Annotated in this window: 17 protein-coding genes; 9 read left to right on the forward strand and 8 right to left on the reverse strand. The window is 47.5% G+C overall.

The window, feature by feature from the left end; all coding sequences use genetic code 11:
- The 4 genes from HH196_RS02555 to HH196_RS02570 form a co-directional block, all read right to left on the reverse strand.
- Positions 1–2,205, reverse strand: coding sequence for a sodium:solute symporter (locus HH196_RS02555; protein ID WP_169450523.1), 2,205 nt, complete (start codon positions 2,203–2,205; stop codon positions 1–3).
- Positions 2,205–2,513 (reverse strand): membrane protein insertion efficiency factor YidD, encoded by a 309-nt coding sequence (yidD, locus tag HH196_RS02560; RefSeq protein ID WP_371807844.1) that lies wholly within the window; start codon positions 2,511–2,513, stop codon positions 2,205–2,207. The genes HH196_RS02555 and yidD overlap by 1 nt, the downstream gene beginning before the upstream one ends.
- Before the next feature lie 57 nt (positions 2,514–2,570).
- Positions 2,571–4,076 (reverse strand): malate dehydrogenase (quinone), encoded by a 1,506-nt coding sequence (mqo, locus tag HH196_RS02565; RefSeq protein WP_169450524.1) that lies wholly within the window; start codon positions 4,074–4,076, stop codon positions 2,571–2,573.
- Between the two features lie 579 nt (positions 4,077–4,655).
- Entirely contained in the window at positions 4,656–6,044 is a 1,389-nt protein-coding gene (locus tag HH196_RS02570) for a PhoH family protein (protein WP_169450525.1), read from the reverse strand.
- A 147-nt stretch (positions 6,045–6,191) separates the two neighbouring features.
- Between HH196_RS02570 and ppnN the strand changes: the two genes are divergently transcribed.
- The 7 genes from ppnN (at position 6,192) to HH196_RS02605 (ending at position 16,571) form a co-directional block, all read left to right on the forward strand.
- Positions 6,192–7,559, forward strand: coding sequence for a nucleotide 5'-monophosphate nucleosidase PpnN (ppnN, locus tag HH196_RS02575; RefSeq protein ID WP_169450526.1), 1,368 nt, complete (start codon positions 6,192–6,194; stop codon positions 7,557–7,559).
- A gap of 98 nt (positions 7,560–7,657) precedes the next feature.
- The gene (locus tag HH196_RS02580; RefSeq protein WP_169450527.1) at positions 7,658–8,437 is read left to right on the forward strand and encodes a class II glutamine amidotransferase; all 780 of its coding nucleotides are present in this window, start codon (positions 7,658–7,660) and stop codon (positions 8,435–8,437) included.
- Positions 8,403–10,037 carry an AMP-binding protein gene (locus tag HH196_RS02585; RefSeq protein WP_169450528.1) on the forward strand — a complete coding sequence of 545 codons (1,635 nt, stop codon included), beginning with the start codon at positions 8,403–8,405 and terminating at the stop codon, positions 10,035–10,037. The genes HH196_RS02580 and HH196_RS02585 overlap by 35 nt, the downstream gene beginning before the upstream one ends.
- A 91-nt stretch (positions 10,038–10,128) precedes the next feature.
- On the forward strand, positions 10,129–14,058 hold the full coding sequence (gene hrpA / locus HH196_RS02590; RefSeq protein WP_169450529.1) for an ATP-dependent RNA helicase HrpA: 3,930 nt from the start codon (positions 10,129–10,131) through the stop codon (positions 14,056–14,058).
- An 88-nt stretch (positions 14,059–14,146) separates the two neighbouring features.
- Positions 14,147–14,848, forward strand: coding sequence for a VacJ family lipoprotein (locus tag HH196_RS02595; RefSeq protein ID WP_169450530.1), 702 nt, complete (start codon positions 14,147–14,149; stop codon positions 14,846–14,848).
- 68 nt (positions 14,849–14,916) lie between these two features.
- A complete protein-coding gene (locus tag HH196_RS02600) occupies positions 14,917–16,086 on the forward strand; it encodes a PP2C family protein-serine/threonine phosphatase (RefSeq protein ID WP_169450531.1) in 1,170 nt (389 codons plus the stop codon).
- Positions 16,080–16,571, forward strand: coding sequence for an STAS domain-containing protein (locus HH196_RS02605; protein ID WP_169450532.1), 492 nt, complete (start codon positions 16,080–16,082; stop codon positions 16,569–16,571). The genes HH196_RS02600 and HH196_RS02605 overlap by 7 nt, the downstream gene beginning before the upstream one ends.
- Positions 16,572–16,573: 2 nt before the next feature.
- On the opposite strand, the gene HH196_RS02610 is transcribed toward HH196_RS02605, so the two are convergent.
- From HH196_RS02610 to HH196_RS02625, 4 genes are all read right to left on the reverse strand, one after another.
- A complete protein-coding gene (locus HH196_RS02610) occupies positions 16,574–17,410 on the reverse strand; it encodes a 5'-nucleotidase, lipoprotein e(P4) family (protein ID WP_169450533.1) in 837 nt (278 codons plus the stop codon).
- Positions 17,411–17,559: 149 nt separating this feature from the next.
- Positions 17,560–18,495 (reverse strand): biotin-dependent carboxyltransferase family protein, encoded by a 936-nt coding sequence (locus HH196_RS02615; RefSeq protein ID WP_169450534.1) that lies wholly within the window; start codon positions 18,493–18,495, stop codon positions 17,560–17,562.
- Positions 18,488–19,210, reverse strand: coding sequence for a 5-oxoprolinase subunit PxpB (gene pxpB / locus HH196_RS02620; RefSeq protein WP_248276878.1), 723 nt, complete (start codon positions 19,208–19,210; stop codon positions 18,488–18,490). The genes HH196_RS02615 and pxpB overlap by 8 nt, the downstream gene beginning before the upstream one ends.
- Complete coding sequence (locus tag HH196_RS02625; protein ID WP_169450535.1) at positions 19,207–19,932, reverse strand: 5-oxoprolinase subunit PxpA; 726 nt, start codon at positions 19,930–19,932, stop codon at positions 19,207–19,209. Before HH196_RS02625 ends, pxpB begins: the two co-directional genes overlap by 4 nt.
- Before the next feature lie 99 nt (positions 19,933–20,031).
- On the opposite strand from HH196_RS02625, the gene HH196_RS02630 reads away from it, so the two are divergent.
- Together HH196_RS02630 and HH196_RS02635 are read left to right on the forward strand one after the other, a co-directional pair.
- Positions 20,032–22,209: an OsmC domain/YcaO domain-containing protein gene (locus HH196_RS02630; RefSeq protein WP_169450536.1), complete on the forward strand. Its 2,178-nt coding sequence runs from the start codon at positions 20,032–20,034 to the stop codon at positions 22,207–22,209.
- A 193-nt stretch (positions 22,210–22,402) separates the two neighbouring features.
- The gene (locus HH196_RS02635; protein ID WP_169450537.1) at positions 22,403–22,783 is read left to right on the forward strand and encodes a rhodanese-like domain-containing protein; all 381 of its coding nucleotides are present in this window, start codon (positions 22,403–22,405) and stop codon (positions 22,781–22,783) included.
- The last annotated feature ends 44 nt before the right edge of the window (positions 22,784–22,827 follow it).

The following is a 22,827-nucleotide window of genomic DNA, read 5'->3' on the forward strand; positions in this document are numbered from 1 at the left end:
TTAAGACTCCTTAGCATCACCCTCGATGGCACGGCTACCTATCTCTAGTGTTAGCTGTGCCTTTAGAGCCTCATTCTCCATATTCAAACGCTGGGCTTCTAAGCGGTATTTGAATATCTCTTGATACTGTCTATCCAGTTTCTCATCGAGCACCTTATTGGCATTGCGCAGTTGAGCAATCTCATTGTTCAGCATCTCGTTGCCTTTCTGCAGATCCCTAAAGAACTGAGAACCCTCTCCAGAGACGATCTGCTGCCCGCGCCCATCTGACTGACTCAGCTTAAGTTCGCTAGCAAGGTGACTGAATAGGGCGCGAAGGTCTGCCGATTCTCGGTCGCTGTAACTAATTGAGTCCTCTATGGCAGAGTGTGCTCCTGCTGCACCGATGGAGCCCGCAAGGCGATGCTCGATCATGCGATGGAACTCCATCAGCTCAACGACGGTCAGATGGCTGCGGCTTCCGAGTTGAAGATCATTCAATATCGAACCCAACATCTCTTCTGCTTTCTCATCAGAGAGGTAGCGGTTTAGGAGTTTCTCGGCCTCTTGAATCTTCGGTTCACGTTCGATGTAGGCTTCAAGTCCGGTCGGGCGAGCGTTTCTATAACGATCGCTCATCTCTTCTCGCATTGCATTAAACAGCTCGGCTGTTAAGGCGCGCTCAACTTTGCGCGGACGGTAGAGTTTACTGCCTAGCCAGTAGAAACCGAGGTTAAAGAGTAGCGACCAGAATACCCCGTGAGCGAGCGGTGGGAGGAAGTCAAAGCCAAACATCGCTTGTGGGCGCAGCCAGCTGTAACCCATAAATCCGTGGGTCATGATGCTCTGATCAATCCACCCCTCACCGACCATCGGTGGAACGACAAGCGTGAAATACCAAACCAGGTAGCCAATCAGAAGACCAAGTGCTGCACCCAGACTGTTGCCTGTTTTCCAGAATAGGCCGATGAGACCTGCAGGCGCTAACTGCAGCACAGCAGCAAAGGAGATAAGTCCAAGCGAAACAAGTATGTAGGGAGCCTGTAACTGCTCAGCGGCGGTGAATGCCAACAAAAGAATGATGACAATTAACCCCCAACGAATCTGCAGTAGGGATGCAGCTAGTTGAGTATCAGGACGAATACGACGCCAGATAGGGATAACTAGATGGTTAGAGGCCATGGTCGCCAAGGTAAGTGTGGTGACTATGATCATGCCCGTTGCTGCAGCAAAGCCGCCTATGAAAGCGATTAGGGTCAACGCTGGGCTTCCGCTCATCTGTGGGATAAGGAGGACAAACTGATCGCCTGCCGATGCGGGTAGGCCTAGTAGGAGGCCTGCAGCTGCAACGGGAATAACAAATAGATTGATTGCAATGGTGTAGATCGGGAAGAGGCGAATAGCACTCTTTAGATGTTTGGAGTCAGCGTTTTCAACTACAGTGACGTGAAACTGGCGAGGCAGCATCAAGATTGCAGCAGCGCCCAGAATAATTAGAGCAACCCAGGTATAGCCGCTACCTTCCTGCCCAGCAGAGTAGAGGTATTCAAGGTTGGCAGTTTGAATATTTTGATGTAGGTCTTGGAAACCATCGAAAAGTCCGTAGGTGACGAAAAGGCCTACAGCAATAAACGCGAGTAACTTGATAAGACTCTCTGCCGCTAGTACGGCAATAATTCCTTGGTGACGCTCTGTGGGGTCAACACGGCGCGCGCCAAACATGATGGTCAGTAGCGCCATGAGCAGGGTTACGACTAAGCCATTGCCGCTGCTGCTTGGCTCTCCAGTGAGTACCTCAAAAGCTCCATAAATCGCACGAAGTTGGAGAACGATGTAGGGTGCTAAGCCGATCATGGCAAGAATTGAGACGAGTGCAGCGAGGCGCTGAGAACGTCGGTATCGAGTCGAAATTAGATCTGCGATTGAGGTGAGGCGAAAACTCTCTTTTGCCAAAATCATGCGTTTAAGAGCACCGGCCCCTAAAATGAGTCCCACAATAGCACCGACGTAAATGGCAAAAAATTGTGCACCGTTGGCGATGGCAAATCCCACGCTGCCGTAGAATGTCCAAGAGGTGAAAAAAACAGCTAGAGAAAGGGCATAAATAGCGCCTTGCCAGCGAAGCCCCGAACGTTTACGAGCGTAGCGTTCAACTAATACGGCAAGCGCAAACAGCATGCCCATATAGACGATTACAATGGCTGATAGTGATCCGGCCGAAAACATTAGGGTTGCTCCTTCGACGCACCGCAGCCGCACTTGGCTGCCTCTTCTGCTAGCTCTTGCTGGTAGCTCATCTCAAGTTCGCTACCCGGGACTGGGTCTATGCCGCCGTCTGAACCTGGATGGCAGCGACCAATCCGTTTCATACCTATCCAAAACCCTTGAACTGGTCCATGCAGTGATACCGCCTCGATCATGTAGCTAGAACACGATGGATAGAAACGGCATCTCGGCCCAAGAATAGGGCTGATGAAAAGCTGGTAAAAGCGAACCACCAAAATGATGATTCGCTGGAAAAGACCTTTGATCAAAACGGCACTCCTTAAGAGCGTCTATGTTAGCCCTAGGGGAGGGGTAATGCCACTTTATCAGGCTGCTTCTGACTCTGACTCTTGGTCTAGTAGAAGCGTGTTGAGTGTGTGACTGCGAACCTTCTCAAGAAGTTCGCTATTGGTCGCAAGTGATTCACCGTATGATGGAATCATCTCTTTGAATTTTGCTTTCCAATCAGCACTTTGCGCGCGCTCTTTGAAACAAGTTTCAATGATACAAACCATCGTGTTAGTGGCAGTAGATGCACCTGGTGATGCACCAAGTAGTGCAGCTAACGAGCCGTCTGCCGCGGAAATTACTTCAGTTCCGAACTCCAATTTACCTTTGGTCTCGTTACCTGGTTTGATGATCTGAACACGCTGACCAGCGTAGGAAAGTTCCCAATCATTCTCCTCAGCATCAGGGAAGAAATTGCGCAGCGATTCAACACGTGAACCGTGCGTCTGCATCACTTCACTGATGAGATATTTGGTGAGGTCCATGTTGTTTTTAGCAACAGACATCATAGGGATAAGGTTGTCTGGGCTTAACGACATAGGTAGGTCCATAAGTGAACCATTCTTCAGGAACTTAGTGGAGAAGCCAGCAAAAGGTCCAAATAGAAGTGCTTTTTTGCCATTAATGATTCGTGTATCCAAATGCGGAACCGACATCGGCGGAGCACCTAGAGGTGCCATGCCGTAAACCTTGGCATGATGGCGTTCGATTACGGCAGGGTTTTTACAGATCAACCACTGGCCGCTCACTGGGAAACCACCGTAGCCATCACCTTCAGGGATGCCAGATTTCTGAAGAAGTGGAAGTGCACCACCGCCTGCACCAAGGAAGACAAACTTAGCGTTAACCTTGTAAGTATCTGGCTTAGCAGAGTGTTTAAGTTTCACACTCCAGCTGCCGTCCTCTTTCTGTTTAAGGTCGGTAACGACACGAGAGAGGGCAAGCTCAAAGTTCTCGCTCATCTCAAGGAAATTGACCATGTAACGCGCTAGCTCACCAAAGTTTACATCTGATCCGTAGCGAACACGGGTGGCAGCAATGGGTTGGTTTGGATCACGGTTATTCATTACCAGCGGCATCCACTCTTTGATGACTGCTGGATCTTCGCTGTACTCCATGGCACTGAATAGTGGGTGTTGTGTCAGTGCTGAGTGACGCTTGCGAAGGAAGTCGACATTCTCTTCACCCCAGACAAAGCTGCAGTGTGGAGAGGTGTTTATAAACTTTTTAGGATGAGGTAGTGCACCTTTGTTCACAAGGTACGACCAGAACTGTAGGCTGATTTCGAAACTCTCGTTGATCGAAAATGCTTTGCTACAGTTGATTGAGCCATCAGCCTGTTTAGGTGTGTAGTTCAATTCACAGTAAGCGGCGTGACCTGTACCGGCATTGTTAAGACCATCGGTACTTTCACTAGCTACATGTCCCAAACGCTCAACCATTAAGATTTTTAGGTTTGGATCAAGTTCCTGGAGCATCACGCCTAGAGTTGTACTCATTGCGCCTGCGCCAACTAATAACACGTCTACTTTCTGCGTATCCATAACACCACCACATCTGCAATTTGAACAAATGGGTCTGCAGTAACTCAATGTTAGGCTTTTGGCCGAATAGAGGTTAGTTGCAAACCTAGGGATTTAACGAAAGTTTCTCGTCGGTATCCATTGTTGCCATACATGCTTTGTATGACATCCCTATTACTTGATGCTGATTATATTGCGCTGCACCATAATGTAATCACCTTTCTAAGTGAATTTTTCGTTATAGCTGTATAGCAAATTCTGATAAGTCAGTTTCTATGCGGCCTAGCGCCAAGTTGCTTAAAAATTGATCAGACTAATGTTGAAGATTGAATCTGTTGGTTAAGCACTAAAAAATAGACGAAACCGCGTCGTTATTGGGATTCACGGATACATTGTGCGGACATTTTTCGCTTAAATCTTCTTAATAGATCTTTTTAATTGGTTTGTTATTAGAGTGGCTTTCGCTAATTAAACCCGAGACTGGTTAGTGTGAATTCCAAATAGAATTGAACGTTCGATAAGGTGTTGTAGATAGGGTTATTGCTGCAATTGCAAAATAAAAGGCGGCTCGATGGCCGCCTTGTTGTGTCGCTTAGACTATTAGAGATGCTCTTCAGCGTATTCTGCCAATTTCGAGCGGAAGATCCCTTCAAAGTGAACAGATGCACAGCCCTCATAATCGCGGAAGCGCTCTGCGATATAGGTAAGACCTGAGGTAAGTGCTGTGAGGTAGTTTGAGTCGATCTGAGCAAGGTTACCCAAGCAGACCATCTTGGTGTTCTTACCACAGCGGGTCAGAATGGTTTTTAATTGTTGTGGCGTAAGGTTCTGCGCCTCATCAATCAACACAATCGCATTTTGAATGCTACGGCCACGAATAAAGTTCAGTGACTTGAACTGAATATTGGCCTTCTCAATCGCATATTTAACACTGCTTTGTGGGCGTTCATCATGCTCATGCATCGCTTCAAGGTTGTCGTTAATTGCGCTCAACCAAGGTGTCATCTTCTCCTCCTCGGTACCTGGTAGGAAACCGATATCCTCTGCGACAGGTGGAGTAGAGCGGGTAACGATAATCTTATTATAACGCTGTTGCTCAATGACCAGCTCCAGTGCGCTTGCTAGGGCTATCAAGGTTTTACCTGAACCTGCAGAGCCTAAAAGAATGGCAAGGTCGATATCTGGATCGAGCATGGCATTCATTGCAAAGGCTTGCTGGATATTGATTGGGCTAATGCCCCAGCAGTTTTGCTGCATCAATTTCTGGTAGCCAAGATCGCGAAGAATGACCTTATCTCCCTCAGTGCGCATAGTCCGTGCAGCGAAATCTTGAGAGTCATCATAGATGTACTCGTTGGCGTAGGTCTCCGGAAGGACCTCACGTGCAACACGATGGTAGGTGTGCTCTGCATCGTGGTAGCTCTCTACCTCGTCAACGCCTTCCCAGAATGGCGTTTCAAGGTGCGTATGGCCAGCAGGGAGTAGATCGATATCTGAAACTAACTGGTCAGTACGGTAGTCCTCAACACGTTTTAGGCCTGCACCCATCGCCTTGAGGCGCATGTTGAGATCTTTAGTAACAAGGATAATCTGACGCTTCGGCATCGTCGCTTGGAGATGCAGCGCACAGTTGATAATACGGTTGTCTTTGTTGGTTTCAGCCGGGAGGAAACCTTTCTCTTTGCCAAGTTCGTGGTCTGGATAGATGGAGAGCTTACCAAGAACAGTTTCGCGATCTTTACCCTCAAGCTTGATCTGTACGCCACTATGAATCTCTGAAGGGCTAGTAGCCCCACTTAGGATCTTATCGATCTCTCGAATCGCAGCACGCGCTTCAGCAGCGACGTTCTTTTTGCGATCTTTAATATCATCTAACTCTTCAAGCACGGTCATCGGTATAGCGATATCTTGCTCTTTAAACTCAACAAGACATTTCGGATCGTGCAGGAGAACGTTTGTATCGAGGATATAGAGTTTGGATGCGCTCATTGGCATTTCCTTATCGGTCACGAAAGAGGATAGTGAACATTGTGCCCACCACTCAAAGCTAAACTAAGAGTGCTGGTTTAGCAAATGTCATCTATGCTTAATCTAACTGCGTAATAATTACAGAGCCATTACGCTGAGGAGTTATTTATGAGTAGTCAGTCTGTATCAGCCAGTGTTCGTCCTCTAGAAAGTTTAGACATGCTCTCACCGCATGAGGTAGAGCGAATTAGAGATCGCAGTGAGGCAGGTCTCTATCCGTTGTTTCGCAAGTGTGCTTTGGCCGTCCTGAACTGTGGAAGTGAGATGGATAGCACTCATGAGGTACTAAAGCTTCACAAAGATTTTGATGTTCATATTGGTACCAAGCACCGTGGCGTGCAGTTGGAGCTTGAGAATGCGCCAGCTTCAGCTTTTGTTGATGGCGAACTTATTCAGGGTATTCGCGAACATCTCTTTTCAGTATTACGTGACCTTGTTTATGTCGTTGATGAGGTAGCTCATGTAGGAAGGGGTTTGAGTGACTCCGAGAAGATCACCCATAAGGTGTTTCATATTCTGCGACATGCTGAGGCGTTGCAGCCACATGTGAAACCCAATATTGCTGTTTGTTGGGGTGGCCACTCAATCGCGCGTCCTGAATATAACTACACCAAAAAAGTGGGTTATGAGTTGGGGTTGCGGGGAATCAATATCTGTACCGGTTGTGGACCGGGTGCCATGAAGGGGCCTATGAAAGGGGCGACCATCGCTCACGCTAAACAACGTATCAGTGATGCGCGTTATATCGGTATTACTGAGCCAGGCATTATCGCGGCCGAGAGTCCTAATCCGATCGTATCTGAACTCATCATCATGCCTGATATTGAAAAACGCTTAGAGGCGTTTGTTCGTCTTGGTCACGGCATTGTGGTTTTCCCTGGTGGTGCAGGTACTGCCGAGGAGATTCTCTACATGCTCGGCATTCTTCTGCGAGAAGAGAACCGCGACGTTGAGTTTCCATTTATCTTCACAGGCCCAGAGGGTAGTGAAGCCTACTTTGAACAGATCGATAAGTTTATCGGTGCAACTCTAGGTGAGCGTGCCCAGTCCTTATACAAGGTTATTGTGAACGATCCAGCAGCAGTAGCAGCTGAGATGAAACGAGGTTTTGACGCGGCTACTGAACATCGTAAAGAGGCGGGCGAAGCTTACCACTACAATTGGGACCTCTTTATTCCTTATGAGCTACAGAAACCTTTTGATCCAACGCACGATAATATGGCAAAACTCGATCTGCATTTAGATCAGCCAGACTATATGCTTGCGGCTGAATTGCGAAGGGCGCTTTCTGGAATTGTTGCGGGTAACGTTAAAGAGCAAGCGGTTCAGGCAGTTGAGACGCATGGTGCCTTTAAACTATGCGGTGATCAGGTGGTGATTGATGCATTATCCGAGTTATTGCAGGGCTTCATTGAGCAGCGTCGGATGAAGATTGATTACGCTTCATATACTCCTTGTTTTGAGTTGGCTTGTTAATGGCAACGTTATGGGGGGCAGAGTCATCCTAGGATGACTCTGACCCCGTTCGTTTAATCGTATATACTGGCTCAAACTAAACTGACAGGGAGTCGATGATGTGTGAGCTTTTGGGTATGAGCGCGAATGTACCCACGGATATCTGTTTCAGTTTTGCAGGTCTTATGCAGCGTGGGGGTGGTACAGGCCCGCACCGAGATGGTTGGGGTATAGGGTTTTATGAAGGCAAAGCGCTGCGCGCGTTTCACGATCCTGAACCAAGCGTCAACTCGCCTATCGCAGAGCTGGTATGCCAATATCCGATTAAAAGCTGCACCGTCATTAGTCATATTCGCCAAGCCAATGTTGGCCAAGTAAACCTTGAGAATACCCATCCATTCAGTCGTGAACTATGGGGCTTCACCTGGACCTTTGCGCACAATGGGCAGTTAGATAAATCGCTGTTTGAGAAAGAGCTTCACTTCTACCAACCAGTCGGTACCACCGATTCTGAGTACGCATTCTGTTGGCTTCTCGGTCAGATCAGAAAAGCTTTCCCGCAGCCGCCAGCCAATAACCGAGAGCTCTTTGAGCTTATTCGCTACTGTAGTGATCAGCTACGGGCTCTGGGTGTATTCAATATGCTGCTGAGTAATTCAGAGTTTCTATACTGCTACTGTACGACAAAACTTAACTATCTCACCCGACGTGCTCCTTTTGGAGAGGCGCAATTGCGTGACTTTGATTTGAGTATCGATTTTAGAGGTGAGACCAATCCAAATGATGTCGTCACTGTTATAGCAACTGAACCACTGACCGATAATGAACCTTGGCTGCAAATTGAATCGGGAGAAGCGATTGTGTTTGCTCAGGGGGAGGTGTGCTATCAACAGCGATAGTCGACTTGGCTTCTACCTTCGTGGCTTAGAGAGTCTCTCTGGGCTGGCGACCTTTTTAGCGGAACGTCATGAACACAAGGTGGCGGTGCGTGTAGATCGTGATCAACTCACCTTTGGCGATATAGAGCGCTACTCTATGTCGGTTGCGAACTGGATGATTGATCGTCTAGCGATAGCTCCAGGGACTCGCATTATTATTCATCTCCCCAACTCTGTTCACTATCCTGTGGCTCTAATGGCGGCTTGGCGAACCGGCATGATTCCCGTTTGTCTATCGCCATCTGCAGGAGTTGAAGAGATAGATCGGGCTGCTAAAAGCAGTGGTGCTAGTGTCATCATCACTGAAGCTAAAAGTCCTGTTTTACTAGACCTCTCTCGTCGTCGCAAAAAAACGCTGCAGACAATTAGCTGTTCTGAAGAGGATTTTAGTTACTGGTTCCTGAGACCTGTTAAGCGATTCTTTCGTCACATGAAGACCCCGCGTCGTCGTTTGGCTGAGTTTAAGTTTCGTGATGGTTTGGACTACCGAGCTCTTAATGTACGTCGTATAGCGCAAACTCCTATAAATGATGTAGCGCTTGTTCAATCAACTAGTGGCACCACTGGCACTCCTAAAGGGGTAAAACTGACTCACGGTAATCTTCTTGCAAACATGCGTCAGCTCTCTGTTTCACTGGAGATGATGGGGTTGGAAGGTCGACAACGACTGCTTCAGCCGCTGCCCATATATCACAGTTATCCGATGATGATGTGTCTAACGACTTGGGCGCAGGGTGGTTCTGTTGAGATGCTGAGCGATGTTAAGGATATCAATCAGATAGCTGAACTGTTCGATAGGGTAAGACCTACGCTGTTCGCCGGTATCAGTCCGGTTTTTATTGGTTTGATGCAGCATCCACTATTTTCGCAGCTCGACTTTAGTGCCCTGAAATGCACGCTTTCGGGTGGCGCCCCCCTCAAACAGTACATTGCGGATAGATGGCAGAGTATTACAGGCAATGTGATCTCACAGGGGTATGGTTTAACAGAGTGTTCACCTGTAGTTACCTTGGATACTAGCGGCCAATTTCGCGATGGCATTGTCGGTGCACCTTTACCACTCACCGAGATTGAAATTCGTGATGTTGATGGCAATGCTTTACCTATCGGAAGTGCAGGGCAGATTTATGTTCGTGGTCCTCAGGTGATGCGGGGATACTGTAGCTATGTAGAGCAAAGTGCTGAGATTTCATCGGATGCTTGGCTCGCTACCGGTGATATAGGCCGCTTTGAAGAGCAGGGTGTTCTACGCATGATTGAGCGGCAATCCGACGTTATTCATATCGGTGGTTTTAAAGTCTATCCATCAGCGATTGAGGCTCTGGTAGCAGAACATCCAGATATTCTAGATGTTGCGGTGAGCGCTTATGAGGAGGAGGGTGAGACCAAATTGCGGCTTTATGCTGTAACTAACAACCGTCGCTTAACGCAAAAGATGATTCGAGAGTACTGTCGCCAGCGCCTCACATCATACAAGGTCCCGGAGCGTATTGAGCTGCGCCAAAGCCTGCCTCATACCCCTGTGGGCAAGGTGTTACGCAACGAACTGAGCGAGGCCTGAAACCTCCTCGATTTAGAAACCGAAATGGTTTCTTTAAGCTGCTACGACTCTTCGTTAAAATGCCCGACTTAATTGCATTTTTGGACCTCCAGTGACCGATACCCAACCTACAATTGAACAGCTTCGTAATCGACTCTCGCGTTGTTTGATTCGGGATAGATTTCCGATTAAACAGCAGATAGAGCGTGTTGCTGCGCAGGGTTCGGATATCGCGACATCGGCTGAGCTGCTTGCGAAGATTATCGAACGTATCGAAGCTTCTGAGGTTATTGTAAGCAAGCGCACTGAGCTGGCGCTGCAAACAATTGACTATCCGGATCTTCCCGTCACAGGTGCCAAGGATAAAATCCTAGAGGCAGTACGTGATAACCAAGTCGTAGTCATAGCAGGTGAGACGGGGTCTGGTAAAACCACGCAGTTGCCTAAAATTTGTCTAGAACTTGGCTTGGGTTGCCGTGGTCTGATCGGTCACACTCAGCCGCGTCGATTGGCAGCTCGTACAGTCGCCAATCGTATAGCTGAAGAGCTTAAGTCACCCCTGGGTGAGCGTGTCGGTTATCAGGTACGTTTCCATGATCAGGTCGGGGAAAGCACCCAGATCAAGTTGATGACTGATGGTATCTTGTTGGCAGAAACTCAGCACGATCGATACCTCAATAATTACGAAGTTATCATCATCGATGAGGCACATGAGCGAAGCCTCAATATCGATTTTATTCTGGGCTATCTAAAGCGTATTTTGCCTAAGCGTCCAGATCTCAAAGTGATCATTACATCGGCAACTATCGATGTAGACCGCTTCTCTAAACATTTTAATGAAGCACCGGTTATCGAAGTATCTGGCCGAACTTTTCCAGTTGAGATGCTCTACCGTCCTTTAAACGAAGGGAGCGAAGAGCAGGAAGCCACGGGTGATTATCAAACGGCGATTCTTGCTGCTGTCGATGAGATAACAGCGATAGATCGTGCCAAGGGCAATAGTGGGCCTAGTGACATATTGATTTTCCTCCCCGGTGAGAGAGAGATACGAGATAGCGCCGAGACACTGCGTAGAGCAGACCTACGTGATACCGAAATTATGCCACTCTATGCACGTTTGTCTCTGGCCGAGCAGAATAGAGTCTTTACCGGTGGTCGAGCGGCCGGGCGGCGTATTGTCCTGGCAACTAACGTTGCTGAAACCTCGGTTACTGTTCCGGGTATTGGCTATGTGATTGATCCAGGCTTAGTGCGCATGTCGCGCTACAGTTATCGCTCTAAGGTGCAGCGTCTACCTATAGAGGCTGTCTCCCAAGCGAGCGCAAATCAACGCGCCGGTCGTTGTGGTCGTATCGCGCCTGGTACCTGTATCCGTCTCTACTCTGAGGAGGATTTTAAGTCTCGCCCTGAGTTTACTGATGCAGAGATTCGCCGCACTAACCTGGCATCGGTTATTTTGCAGATGCTGCAACTGCGTTTGGGTGATATTCATGCATTTCCTTTTATTGACCCACCTGACAAACGCTTCATCAACGACGGTTTTAAGCTGCTAGAAGAGCTACAGGCGGTTGATGGAAAAAGGAATATAACCAACCTAGGTAAACAGCTGGCGCGTCTACCTGTCGATCCACGTATTGCTCGTATTATTGTCGAGGGGCATAGGCAGCAAGCGCTCTCTGAAATTCTGACCATAACCAGTGCTTTGAGTATTCAGGATCCACGTGAGCGTCCGCAGAATAAACGCCAGGCCTCTGATGAGAAACACAAACTTTTCCAAGATGAGAAGTCAGACTTCATAACGCTACTCAACCTCTGGAATGCCTTTGAAGAGCAACGCCTTGAACTTAGCCAAAATCAGCTGCGTAAGTGGTGTGAAAAGCACTATCTAAGTTATTTGCGTATGCGTGAATGGCGCGATTTGCATCGTCAGTTACACCTGAGTATCAAGGCTATAGACCTTAAAGAGAACAAGAGTGGCGCGAGCTATGAACAGGTTCACAAAGCGCTAATCTCAGGGTTTTTAGGCCAGCTTGGTTTTAAGCAGGAGCGGGGCGAATATCTAGGTGCGCGTAATCGCAAGTTTAAAATATTCCCTGGTTCCGGTGTCTTTAAACAGTCCCCTAAGTGGCTAGTGGCTGCTGAGCTGATCGAAACCAGTCAGTTGTTTGCCCATACTGTGGCGGAGATAGATCCCGAGTGGGTAGAGCCTCTGGCTAAGCACTTGGTTAAGCGAAGCTATTTAGAACCTCACTGGGAGAAGAAGCGAGCGCAGGTTGTTGCTATCGAGCAGGTGCAACTCTACGGTTTGATTATTGTGCCTAAGCATCGTGTGCACTATGGGCCAATCGATCCAGTTATTTCTCACGAAATCTTCATTCGCAGTGCCCTTGTTGAGGGTGAATTTGTTACCAAAGGTAGCTTCTTTGCACATAACCGTTCACTGCTAGAATCCGTTGCAGCTTTGGAAGATAAGTCGCGTCGACGCGATCTTTTGGTAGACGAAGAGACACTCTATCAATTTTACCTAGAGCGCCTAGCAGAGCAGGGCGGTAGCGGTATCATCAATGGTGCTGGGTTTGAAGCTTGGCGCAAACAGAGCGAGCAGAAAGCACCGAAGCTACTCTACTTAACCGAAAAAGATGTATTGCAACGCTCTGCAGAACATGTGGGTGAGAGCAGCTATCCAGAAACTCTACTTCTGGACGGAGCACCGCTGCGTCTACACTACCGCTTTGACCCGAGTGCAGTGGATGATGGATTAAGCATCGATTGTCCACTGCCGCTGATTTCTCGTATGGGTAGCGAGCGACTCGACTGGCTAGTGCCTGGCATGTTGGCTGCAAAACTAGAAGCGCTTCTGCGAGGTCTACCTAAAGCTGAGCGAAAACAGTTTGTGCCTATACCAAACTATGTCGCAGAGTTGATTACAAATCTGAAGTTTGCAGAAGGGGATCTGTTTGAAGCGGTCTCTTTGCAGCTACTGCGCTTAACGGGCCATCGTGTGAAGGTTGAGCTGTTACGTGAGGTCGTTTTGGAGCCCGTGCATCAGATCAATATTCGCTTGTTAGGGGATAAGGGTGAGCTGCTTGGTCAAAGTCGAGATTGGACCGCGCTTCAGAAAAAATTTGGTGATGCGGCTCAAACAGCGATTCAGCAGGCGCCTAAGCAGAGCTGGGGTGAAACTGAACTTACCGAGTGGAGTTTTGGCAACCTTCCAAAAGAGAAGCGGGTTAAGCATGCTGGTGGTATAGAGGTTGAAGCCTACCCCGCGCTAATCGATAAGGGTGAAACGGTTGAGCTTACTCTGTTAAGTCAGCCGCTTGATGCTATTCGTGCATCCCATAAGGGCGTTGCTCGTCTGGTGTTGCTATCACTGCAATCTCAAGTTCGCGATGCACGAAAAGCGATACCTAATTTAGCTCAAGCGATTCTCCAAGCGGGCAAAAAATATAATGAGCGCTATCTGCAAGATCAGATCATCATGGCAGCGGCCCTTCGTCTGATAGATGCCTCTCATCTTCCTAGAGATGAAGAAGGGTTCGCGAAGTGCCGTGATGCTGTTCGCTCTGAACTTCATCAAAGCACATTGAGTGTGGCAAAGTTTGTTATCGATCTGCATCAGCGAGTTCATCGAATATCCAAGGCTCTTAACGGCAAGGTGAATCTTGAAACTGTGCCTGTTTTGAATGATCTAAGGGCGCAGTTGGATAGGCTTATCTCGAAGACATATCTCACCGATACTCCACCAGAGTGGTTGAACCATCTACCACGTTATCTCAACGCGATAGAGATCCGACTCGAGAAGTATCAGCGTAACCTTCGCCAGCAAGTACTATGGTCGGATGAGTTGCAGAAGTGGCAAAAACAGTACGAATCAGCACTCAGTAAGGCGCAGGATACCGGTGTGGTATCAAGTGAGTTGCTGGATCTGCAGTGGTGGTTAGAGGAGTATCGTGTCTCACTTTTCGCTCAGGAACTTGGTACAGAATTTAAGATTTCTGAGAAGCGCCTTAAGCAGAGGTTCACAGAAGTTGGGGCATAATCCGTTTTAAATTGGCGCTATTTGATTTTGGCGTCTACACTTTTGGCTCAAGATTGATAGATTAAATCTTTAGCGTTTTGGAATGCATATGAAGTTATTTAAACAGTTATCACAGTTAATTTTACTCAGTTTCACCCTTGCATCAGTGCCTGCCTTCGCAGAGAGCGAGCAGCAGTCTGACCCATGGGAGGGTTTTAACCGTGCTATGTTCAATTTTAATGATGCATTGGACAGAGCTATTTTAAAACCAGTTGCTCAAGGCTACCGCTTTGTAATGCCAGATATTGCAGAGCGCGGTGTGCATAACTTTTTCGAAAACCTAGGTGACGTTGTCACTATGGTGAACAACCTGCTTCAGTTGAAACCTGTCGAAGCCGTGCAAGATCTCTCTCGTGTGGTGATTAATACCACGATTGGTATCGGTGGTTTGATTGATGTCGCATCGGCGATGGATATCCCTAAACACGACGAAGATTTTGGTCAAACCTTGGGTGCATGGGGAGTAGATTCAGGCCCTTACCTAGTGCTTCCTCTTCTTGGACCATCTTCACTTCGTGATGGTGTTGGTCGAATCCCAGATACCATGATCGATCCACTAAACCAGGTAGCAGACGATGAGACACGAACAGCACTTTGGGTGGGTAAGGTGATCGATAAGCGTGCTGATCTTCTTAAGCGTGAAAGTGTGATTACCGGTGATCGTTACATATTCATTCGCGATGCGTATCTGCAGAAGCGTGAGTTTGATGTAAACGATGGTCGCATTCCGTTCAATTCTAGCGACTTCTAATCGCTAAGCTGTTTACTTCGATTCGGTGCAAGAGTAGTCTGATCTAAACTTTGTAACCGAATCGATCCATGGAAACTCACGAATCCATAATACTCATCTACTCGTCAGATACTGAGACGATCGATTCTATTTTTGATTTTTGTGAACTGAGTCAAACCAAGTCGCTTAGATTAGTCACCTGTCCTAATGAAGAGGCATTGGATGATCATCTTGATCATCACGAATGTTCTCTCGTGTTTATCGACCTAAAATCGTTTCCTGATGGCAACCAGCTAGATGCAATCGCGCAACGCGTGAGTCCTAAGCCTACTATTGCGATACTCCCAGAACTGGATCAACACCTCCTCATTCGCGCCCTGCGTAATGGTGCAGACAGTGTCTTCACGCAGACCGAGATGCGTAGCGATCCGCTTGAGTTGGTGCGCTGTCTAGATCGCCAACTGCAGCGAGCACATGCCATTGAAGAGACGCGTTATCTGCGTGATACGCTAAGTAAATCGTTAGAAGAGTTGAAAGCGGACCAGGATGCAGCTGCGCAGATTCAACAGCGCCTTTTGCCTCCAGCAGAGCAGACACTCGATGATGGTCTGCACTGTGAGTATATTCTGCGTCCTTCAATGTTATTGAGCGGTGATTTTATCGATTTGATAAATCTTCACGATAACAAACATCTCTTCTATCTAGCGGATGTCTCCGGTCATGGTGCCTCATCTGCGATGGTTACAGTTCTTTTGAAGAACATGACCAACCGACTTGGTCGCCTATACAATCGCGGAGATAGCAAAACTCTTGAAAGCCCAATGGCGCTCTTGAAGCATTTTAATAGAGAGATACTGCTGACAAGCCTCGGTAAGCATATGACGATGCTGGTTGGTGTGATCGATCTCAATAACTCTACACTCACCTACAGCATAGGTGGTCATCACCCAAGCCCACTGTTAACTCAGGGCGGAAAGACTGTGTTTTTAGAGGGTAGAGGGATGCCGGTTGGCCTCTTTGAGGAGCCAATCTATGAAGAGCACTGCATCGATCTAGATGAGCAGTTTTCAATCGCGCTCTTCTCAGATGGTATTCTCGAAATTTTAGAGGGTGACAACAGCGACGAGAAGGAGCAAAATCTGCGCCTTCAGTGTCAGGATTTTGATCTCACCCCTGAGCAGTTATTAAAACGCTTGGTGAACAGTGAAACCGAAATGCCTGACGATGTAGCAATTATGATGGTTTCGCGTCGATGTTAACGACTGATGGCGACATACTTTACGCCTTTCAAGACGGTCACTACGTTTTAAAATTTATCGGGGATGTCCGATTAACGCTCTGTTCAACTATTGATCAGCATCTGCGTGACATTCTAGAACGTGATGATGTGACTGATACTCTGGTAGATCTTACCGAAACAGTGAATATCGATAGCACTTCATTGGGATTAATCGGCAAGTTGGCTGTTAAGAGCGCCAAGTTTGATATGCCCAAACCCACCATCGTATCGACCAATCCAGATGTAACCAAAATCCTTATGGCTATGGGATTTGATCAAGTTTTTCTACTGCTTGATGAGATGCCAACCAACCGCCAAGATCTCGCTAAAGTTCCCTTCGTACAAGAGTCTGATGACCAGGTGAAAGCACGTATTATCGATGCTCACCGTGTTCTTATTGATCTAAACGAACAGAACCGCGACGAGTTTAAAGATCTCCTCACTGCGTTAGAGTGTAATTCTTAGATTTATTGACTATCAGGGCGCCACGTCTTGAGAATCTCGTTTCTTCTTTTGCTCTTCTCGCTGTTCGGTAAACGCCAATTATCCTCATAAAGTTTACTTTCCCATTCTCCATACATGGGGTTAGGTAAGAGGATAAATCTGTCTCCAAAGAGTTTGCGGTTCTTCACCACAGCTGCATCGGTTTCTGCAAAGGTTTCTGTATCAAAATCTGAGCTAAAGTCATTTAAGTTATCACCCATGAGTAAGGCGATTTCAAAATTGCTAGCGATAGATCTTCGATGATCTTCTTTATCTGAAGTTTTAGATTTTGTTAGAAGATGATCATTGTCCGAAAAAGGGAAATTGAGTTCAGATAGATTACGAAGAGTGCCCTCACGAGTATCATCTTTTCGGTTAGTAACGTAGAAGACCTCCCCACCATGCCCCTGAACATAGTTTAGAAACTCAACTGCACCAGGAAGTGCGGGGGCAATAGCAGCATCTGCCCATAGTTTTTGACGTTTGCCTGAGTGAAAAATACCGTCTGCGATTAACCAAGCCTCATAACGGGCATTACTGATAATGGTTTCATCCACATCAACAATAACAGCAAAAGGTGTCTCCTTTTTATGACCTTCTAGAAAATCATTTAAACGATATTTAGCTAGGTTGAATGACTGGTAAGAGAGAGCCTTAAACTCACTTGATGCTTCAACCCAAACAGTAGCCATAAGCATCTGCTGATTTAATGCATAAGTAGAAAACTTCTCCTCCTCTTCAGCTGAAGCGAATTGGGCAGTCGCTAGAGTAGAAATCAAAATTGAAGTGGTTACGGCTGAGAAGATTTTAGTTTTAAACATGACATTTGCTTTTGTGATTGATCTTTTGAGTTTAGTTGAAAATTCATTGAATAGATATTTAGTAAGTATCTTGCGAAAAGTACTTTGATTGATCATCGCAGCTATGGGTCGGTGTCTCTATCTATGTCGGCGTCTCGTTGGGAAGCCTCCTACAGGGGGAGTGTTTTCGGGATTCGTAACAGCTGATGCCGCAAACGGCGTTGAGCTAACTCCAAAGAGATCGGATAGAGGGTGACCTTGGTTCCCGGTAGGGCTTGGGCCAGTTGGGATAGGTCAGCTCGGCAAATTGAGCCAATCTTCATATAGCCACCAATGGTTTGGTGGTCATTTAGCATGATGATTGGGCAGCCGTCGGCTGGCAGTTGCACTGCACCCAGAGTAACCCCTTCCGATCGAATGCCATCAATAGGCGGTTTGATGGGGGTATCGGTCGTTAAACGGTATCCCATGCGATCTGCATGTGGAGAGACATTAAATCGAGTTGTAAAAAAGCGTTGTTGCTGCTGCCAATCAAACAGGTAGTGCTGAAAACCCCTCACTAAACCCAGAGCGATATGGCGTTTGAACTGCGGGATCTGATCATTTGAGAGGCGCTTTCTCTCAACTAATTTGGGTGCAAGTAGAGCGATCTCTTCGCCCACTTTAAGAGCTGCACCTATCCCTTCACGTATACAGACTGATTGGCTGTTAAACCAAGTTGGAGTGTCCATTCCTCCAGCCACGGCTAGGTAGACTCTGGCTCCAGATGATAGGGATTTAATCTCAACCTGATCGCCACTGTTCAGGTTAATTGTTTGATACTGTTCCGCTATCTCACCATTAACTAAGAGATCAGATTTAGCACCGGTCGATGCGATAGAGATGGGCACGGTTGTAGTGAGGGCAAAGCCACCGAGAGTAATCTCTATAACTGCGTCAGAATCATCATTTTCGACCAGTGCATTTGCACATCGCATAGACCATTTATCTGCGGCACCCGATTCAGTGATTCCCAAGTGTGCATAGCCAGATCGCCCCATATCCTGAATGCAGGCAAGGCCAAGGGCTTTTTCAATTCTAAATTTAGAGGCAGTTGAATTAGACACAGCACCCCTCCAGAAGATTCCAGCTGTTGGGGGCAGCTTTAAGTGCCTTAAATGTATTCTGATCTATGGCGATAAATTGCACCTGGTCTGTAGGTTGGATCAGAGAATAGGGTGCTCGGTTTTGATCAAAGAGCTCAATAGGGCATTGTCCAATAAGGTTCCAGCCACCGGGTGACTCAGCAGGGTAGACCGCTGTCTGGCGGTCTGCTATTGCTACAGATCCTTTGGGTACACGGGTTCTTGGTGTGGCAAGTCGTGGTGTAGCAATACGGCTATCGACCTGGCCAAGATAGGCAAAGCCAGGGGCAAAGCCCAAAGCAAAGGCGCTATAGATTGTGGATGAGTGAATCTCGATCACTTCCTCTATCGAGATAGATGCCTTCTGTGCGACCCGCTCTAGATCTTCGCCCGTCTCAATCGAGTAGTAGACTGGAAAGTAGAGTCGTTTTGTTTGTGTTTCAGAGGTGAGCGATAGCGGCTCATCCTGTAGTGATTTCAGCGCTCGTTGCATATCAGTAGCACTGATTTTAGTGATGTCGTAACACAACAGAATGGAGCTGTAGGATGGCACCGCATCGATGAGAACCGGGGCTAGCCTTTCATTGATCAACTTGGATAGTGTCGATAACTGTTGATTAAGCTGAGTATCAATTGCGCCATCGATATAGAGGATAAATGCGCACTCCGATGCCGTTTCAAAACGCCAACGAATCACAATATCTCCTTGCGAATTCTGGCAACCATAATTAGGGCTTCAGGATTATCGCCGTGGACACAGAGGCTTTCGACAGGGAAGGTTAATGCTTTGCCCGATTCGCTAATGATTTGACCCTGAGAGAGCAGATGTTTGACCTGCTCGACTGCAGCCGACTCATTTAAAACTGCATTGGCTTGGCTGCGAGCAACAAGTTTTCCGTCGTTGGTATAGGCGCGATCAGCGAATGCTTCGTATATGAGGGAGACTTTGTGTCTATCGGCTATTTCACGGTACCTATCGTGATCTCTATTGGCGAGTATCATTAATTGAAGAGGTAGCGGGATTTGCGCAACCACTTTAACGACCGTCTCAAAGAGAGAAAGATCTGCCATCATGTCGTTGTAAAGCGCCCCATGAGGTTTCACATAGCTTAATGGGTAGACCTCTTCAATCGAGATCCGAAGCAGCATGAGTATTTGATCTAGCAGCGTCTCGCTCAAAGCTTCAGGGGTGATCGACATGGATGAGCGGCCAAAGTTGTCGGGATCCGGGTAAGAGGGGTGAGCGCCAATTTCAACCCCAGTTGCTTTAGCAAGGAGTATCGTTTCGCGCATGGTTTTAGGGTCGCCTGCATGCATACCACAAGCGATATTAGCTTGGTCCAGCATGGGCATCAGATCTGCATCCATCCCCATCAACTTGCCATTAACGCGCTCGCCTAAATCTGCATTTAATTTCATTTCACACCCCTAAGAACGACTATACGTAAATCTAAGCTACATGCAACGCTGACGCCTTTCCCCTATAATCGCACCAACCAAAAACAGGGAAGGTGTGTGATGGAGATTAAGGTAAATTTTTTAGAGAACTTGCGCTTAGAGGCTAAGTTCGATGACTTTACGGTCATTACCGATCAACCCATCCGCTACAAGGGGGATGGTTCTGCACCTGCACCCTTTGACTACTTCCTCGCCTCATCCGCACTCTGTGCTGCCTACTTTGTTCGTGTCTACTGTTTAGCGCGTGATATACCGACTGAGAATATTCGCCTGTCGCAAAACAACATTGTTGATCCGGAGAATCGTTATAACCAGATCTTTAAGATCCAGGTTGAGCTTCCAGAGGATATTTCGGATAAAGATCGTGAAGGCATTCTGCGCGCAATTGATCGCTGTACCGTTAAGAAGGTCGTTCAGCAGGGGCCAGATTTTCAGATTGAGCTGGTCGATAGTCTAGATTCAGATTCGCAGGCTCTGTTGATGGAGGAGAGTGCGCTTAATAGTGAAACCTTTATTGAGGGTAAGGATCTTCCGCTCGAGCAGACAATCAAGAATATGACCAAGATTCTGTCGGATCTGGGTATGAAGATTGAGGTCGCCTCTTGGCGCAATATTGTGCCTAATGTCTGGTCGCTACACATACGTGATGCGGCATCGCCCATGTGTTTTACCAACGGCAAAGGCGCTACAAAAGAGAGTGCACTCTGTTCTGCACTAGGGGAATTTATCGAGCGCCTCTCGTGTAACTTCTTCTACAACGACCAGTTCTTTGGTCCAGAGATCGGTAACGCTGATTTCGTTCACTACCCAAATGAGCGCTGGTTCCAGCCAGGTCCTGATGATGCGCTACCTGCTGAGATCTTGGATGAGTACTGTTTAGAGATATATAACCCTGATGGTGAGCTGTTTGGCTCAAATCTGTTTGACACCAACTCAGGGAATCCAGAGCGAGGAATCTGCTCAATTCCGTTTACTCGTCACTCTGATGGTGAAACGGTCTACTTCCCATCGAATCTCATAGAGAACCTCTTCCTAAGTAACGGCATGAGTGCCGGTAATACGCTTGAAGAGGCTCAGGTGCAGTGTCTCTCTGAGATCTTTGAACGTGCTGTTAAACGCCAGATCCTAGAAGAGGAGTTGGCGCTACCGGATGTTCCGACTGAAGTGCTAGCGCGCTACCCATCGATAGTGGCGGGGATTCAAGGATTGGAAGAGCAGGGGTTCCCTGTTCTTGTTAAGGATGCATCGCTTGGTGGTCAATTCCCAGTTGCTTGCGTGACGTTGATGAACCCCAGAACAGGCGGTGTATTCGCCTCCTTTGGTGCCCACCCTAACTTTGAAGTGGCGATTGAGCGTAGCTTAACTGAGCTACTTCAGGGGCGTAGCTTCGAGATGTTGAATGACCTGCAAAAGCCTACATTCAACTCTATGGCGGTGACTGAGCCAAATAACTTTGTAGAGCACTTTATCGACTCTACCGGCGTTGTCTCTTGGCGTTTCTTCAGTGCTAAATCAGATTTCCAATTTGTTGATTGGGACTTCTCAGGTACCAACAGTGAAGAGGCTGAAACCCTGTTTGGTATCCTCGCTGAAATGGGTAAAGAGGTTTATACCGCGGCCTTTGATCATCTCGCTCCGGCTTGCCGTATTCTTGTGCCGGGCTACTCTGAGGTCTACCCAATTGAGGATCTAGTCTGGGATAACACCAATAAGTCGCTGCAGTTCCGTGAGGCGATTTTGAATCTGCACGACCTAGATCAGGATGAGTTGGTTGACCTAGTTGAAGCGCTTGAAGAGTGTGAGGTCGATGTTTACAGCGACATTATCACCCTGATAGGTGTCGAGTTTGATGAGAATACTCCTTGGGGTCAGCTGACCATTCTTGAACTAAAACTCCTGATTTACCTGGCGCTAGGTGAGCATGAGGCTGCTCTTGAACTCGTTGATGCGTATCTGCAGTTTAACGATAACACCGTTGAGCGCGGACTCTTCTATCAAGCACTCAGTGCAGTGTTGGAAGTGACCTTGGATGATGAGCTCAACCTAGATGATTTCCTACCTAACTTTACTCGTATGTTCGGCAAAGAGCGTATGGATGCGGTTGTCGGATCTGTTGAAGGGACTGTTCGTTTCTACGGTCTAACCCCAACCAATTCAAACCTCGAAGGCCTAGATAAGCATCTTCGCCTGATTGAGAGCTACAAAAAGCTGCATGCTTGGCGCGCGAAATTTAAATAAAACGCTTCGCGGCTTCGCCTCTGGCGAATGCGCTCCTACGTAACCCTGGAATAACACCGTACGAGCGCATTCCCGCTTGCGGGAAGCCGCGACCAAGGGAAAATTAAAAACCTGCGTTTCATCAATTCCACACCCATCTCACTCCGCTATACTGATTAAGGTTCCTAGATAAAAGTCAGAAAAGGGTGATGCAATGAAAAGTGCTATGGATTTAGTGATGGCTGCTAAAGCTAAGATCAAAGAGGTTGGGGTTGCTGAGGCTGCTGCGGCGATCTCTGATGCTGAGGTCTTGATCGATGTGCGTGAACCTGATGAGTACCGTGCGGGGCATTTGCAGGGCGCTATTAATATTCCGCGTGGTCTATTGGAGTTCAAGATGGGCGGAGACCCTTCACTTGAGAAGCGTGACCGCAAAATTGTGATCTATTGCAAAACCAGTGGGCGTGCGGCGCTGGCTGCAGCCTCTCTGCAGGAGATGGGCTACATCAATATCACATCAATTGCTGGTGGCTTTGATGGTTGGGTTGCTGAGGGTAAACCAGTCACTGAGCGGGCTATGCCAGAGTTCGGTTAACGAATGAAAATAAAATGGGGGCAGCAAGCCCCCATTTTTTTGTC

The sequence above is a fragment of the Marinobacterium sp. LSUCC0821 genome (assembly GCF_012848475.1).
In the GTDB taxonomy this organism is placed as follows: domain Bacteria; phylum Pseudomonadota; class Gammaproteobacteria; order Pseudomonadales; family Balneatricaceae; genus Marinobacterium_E.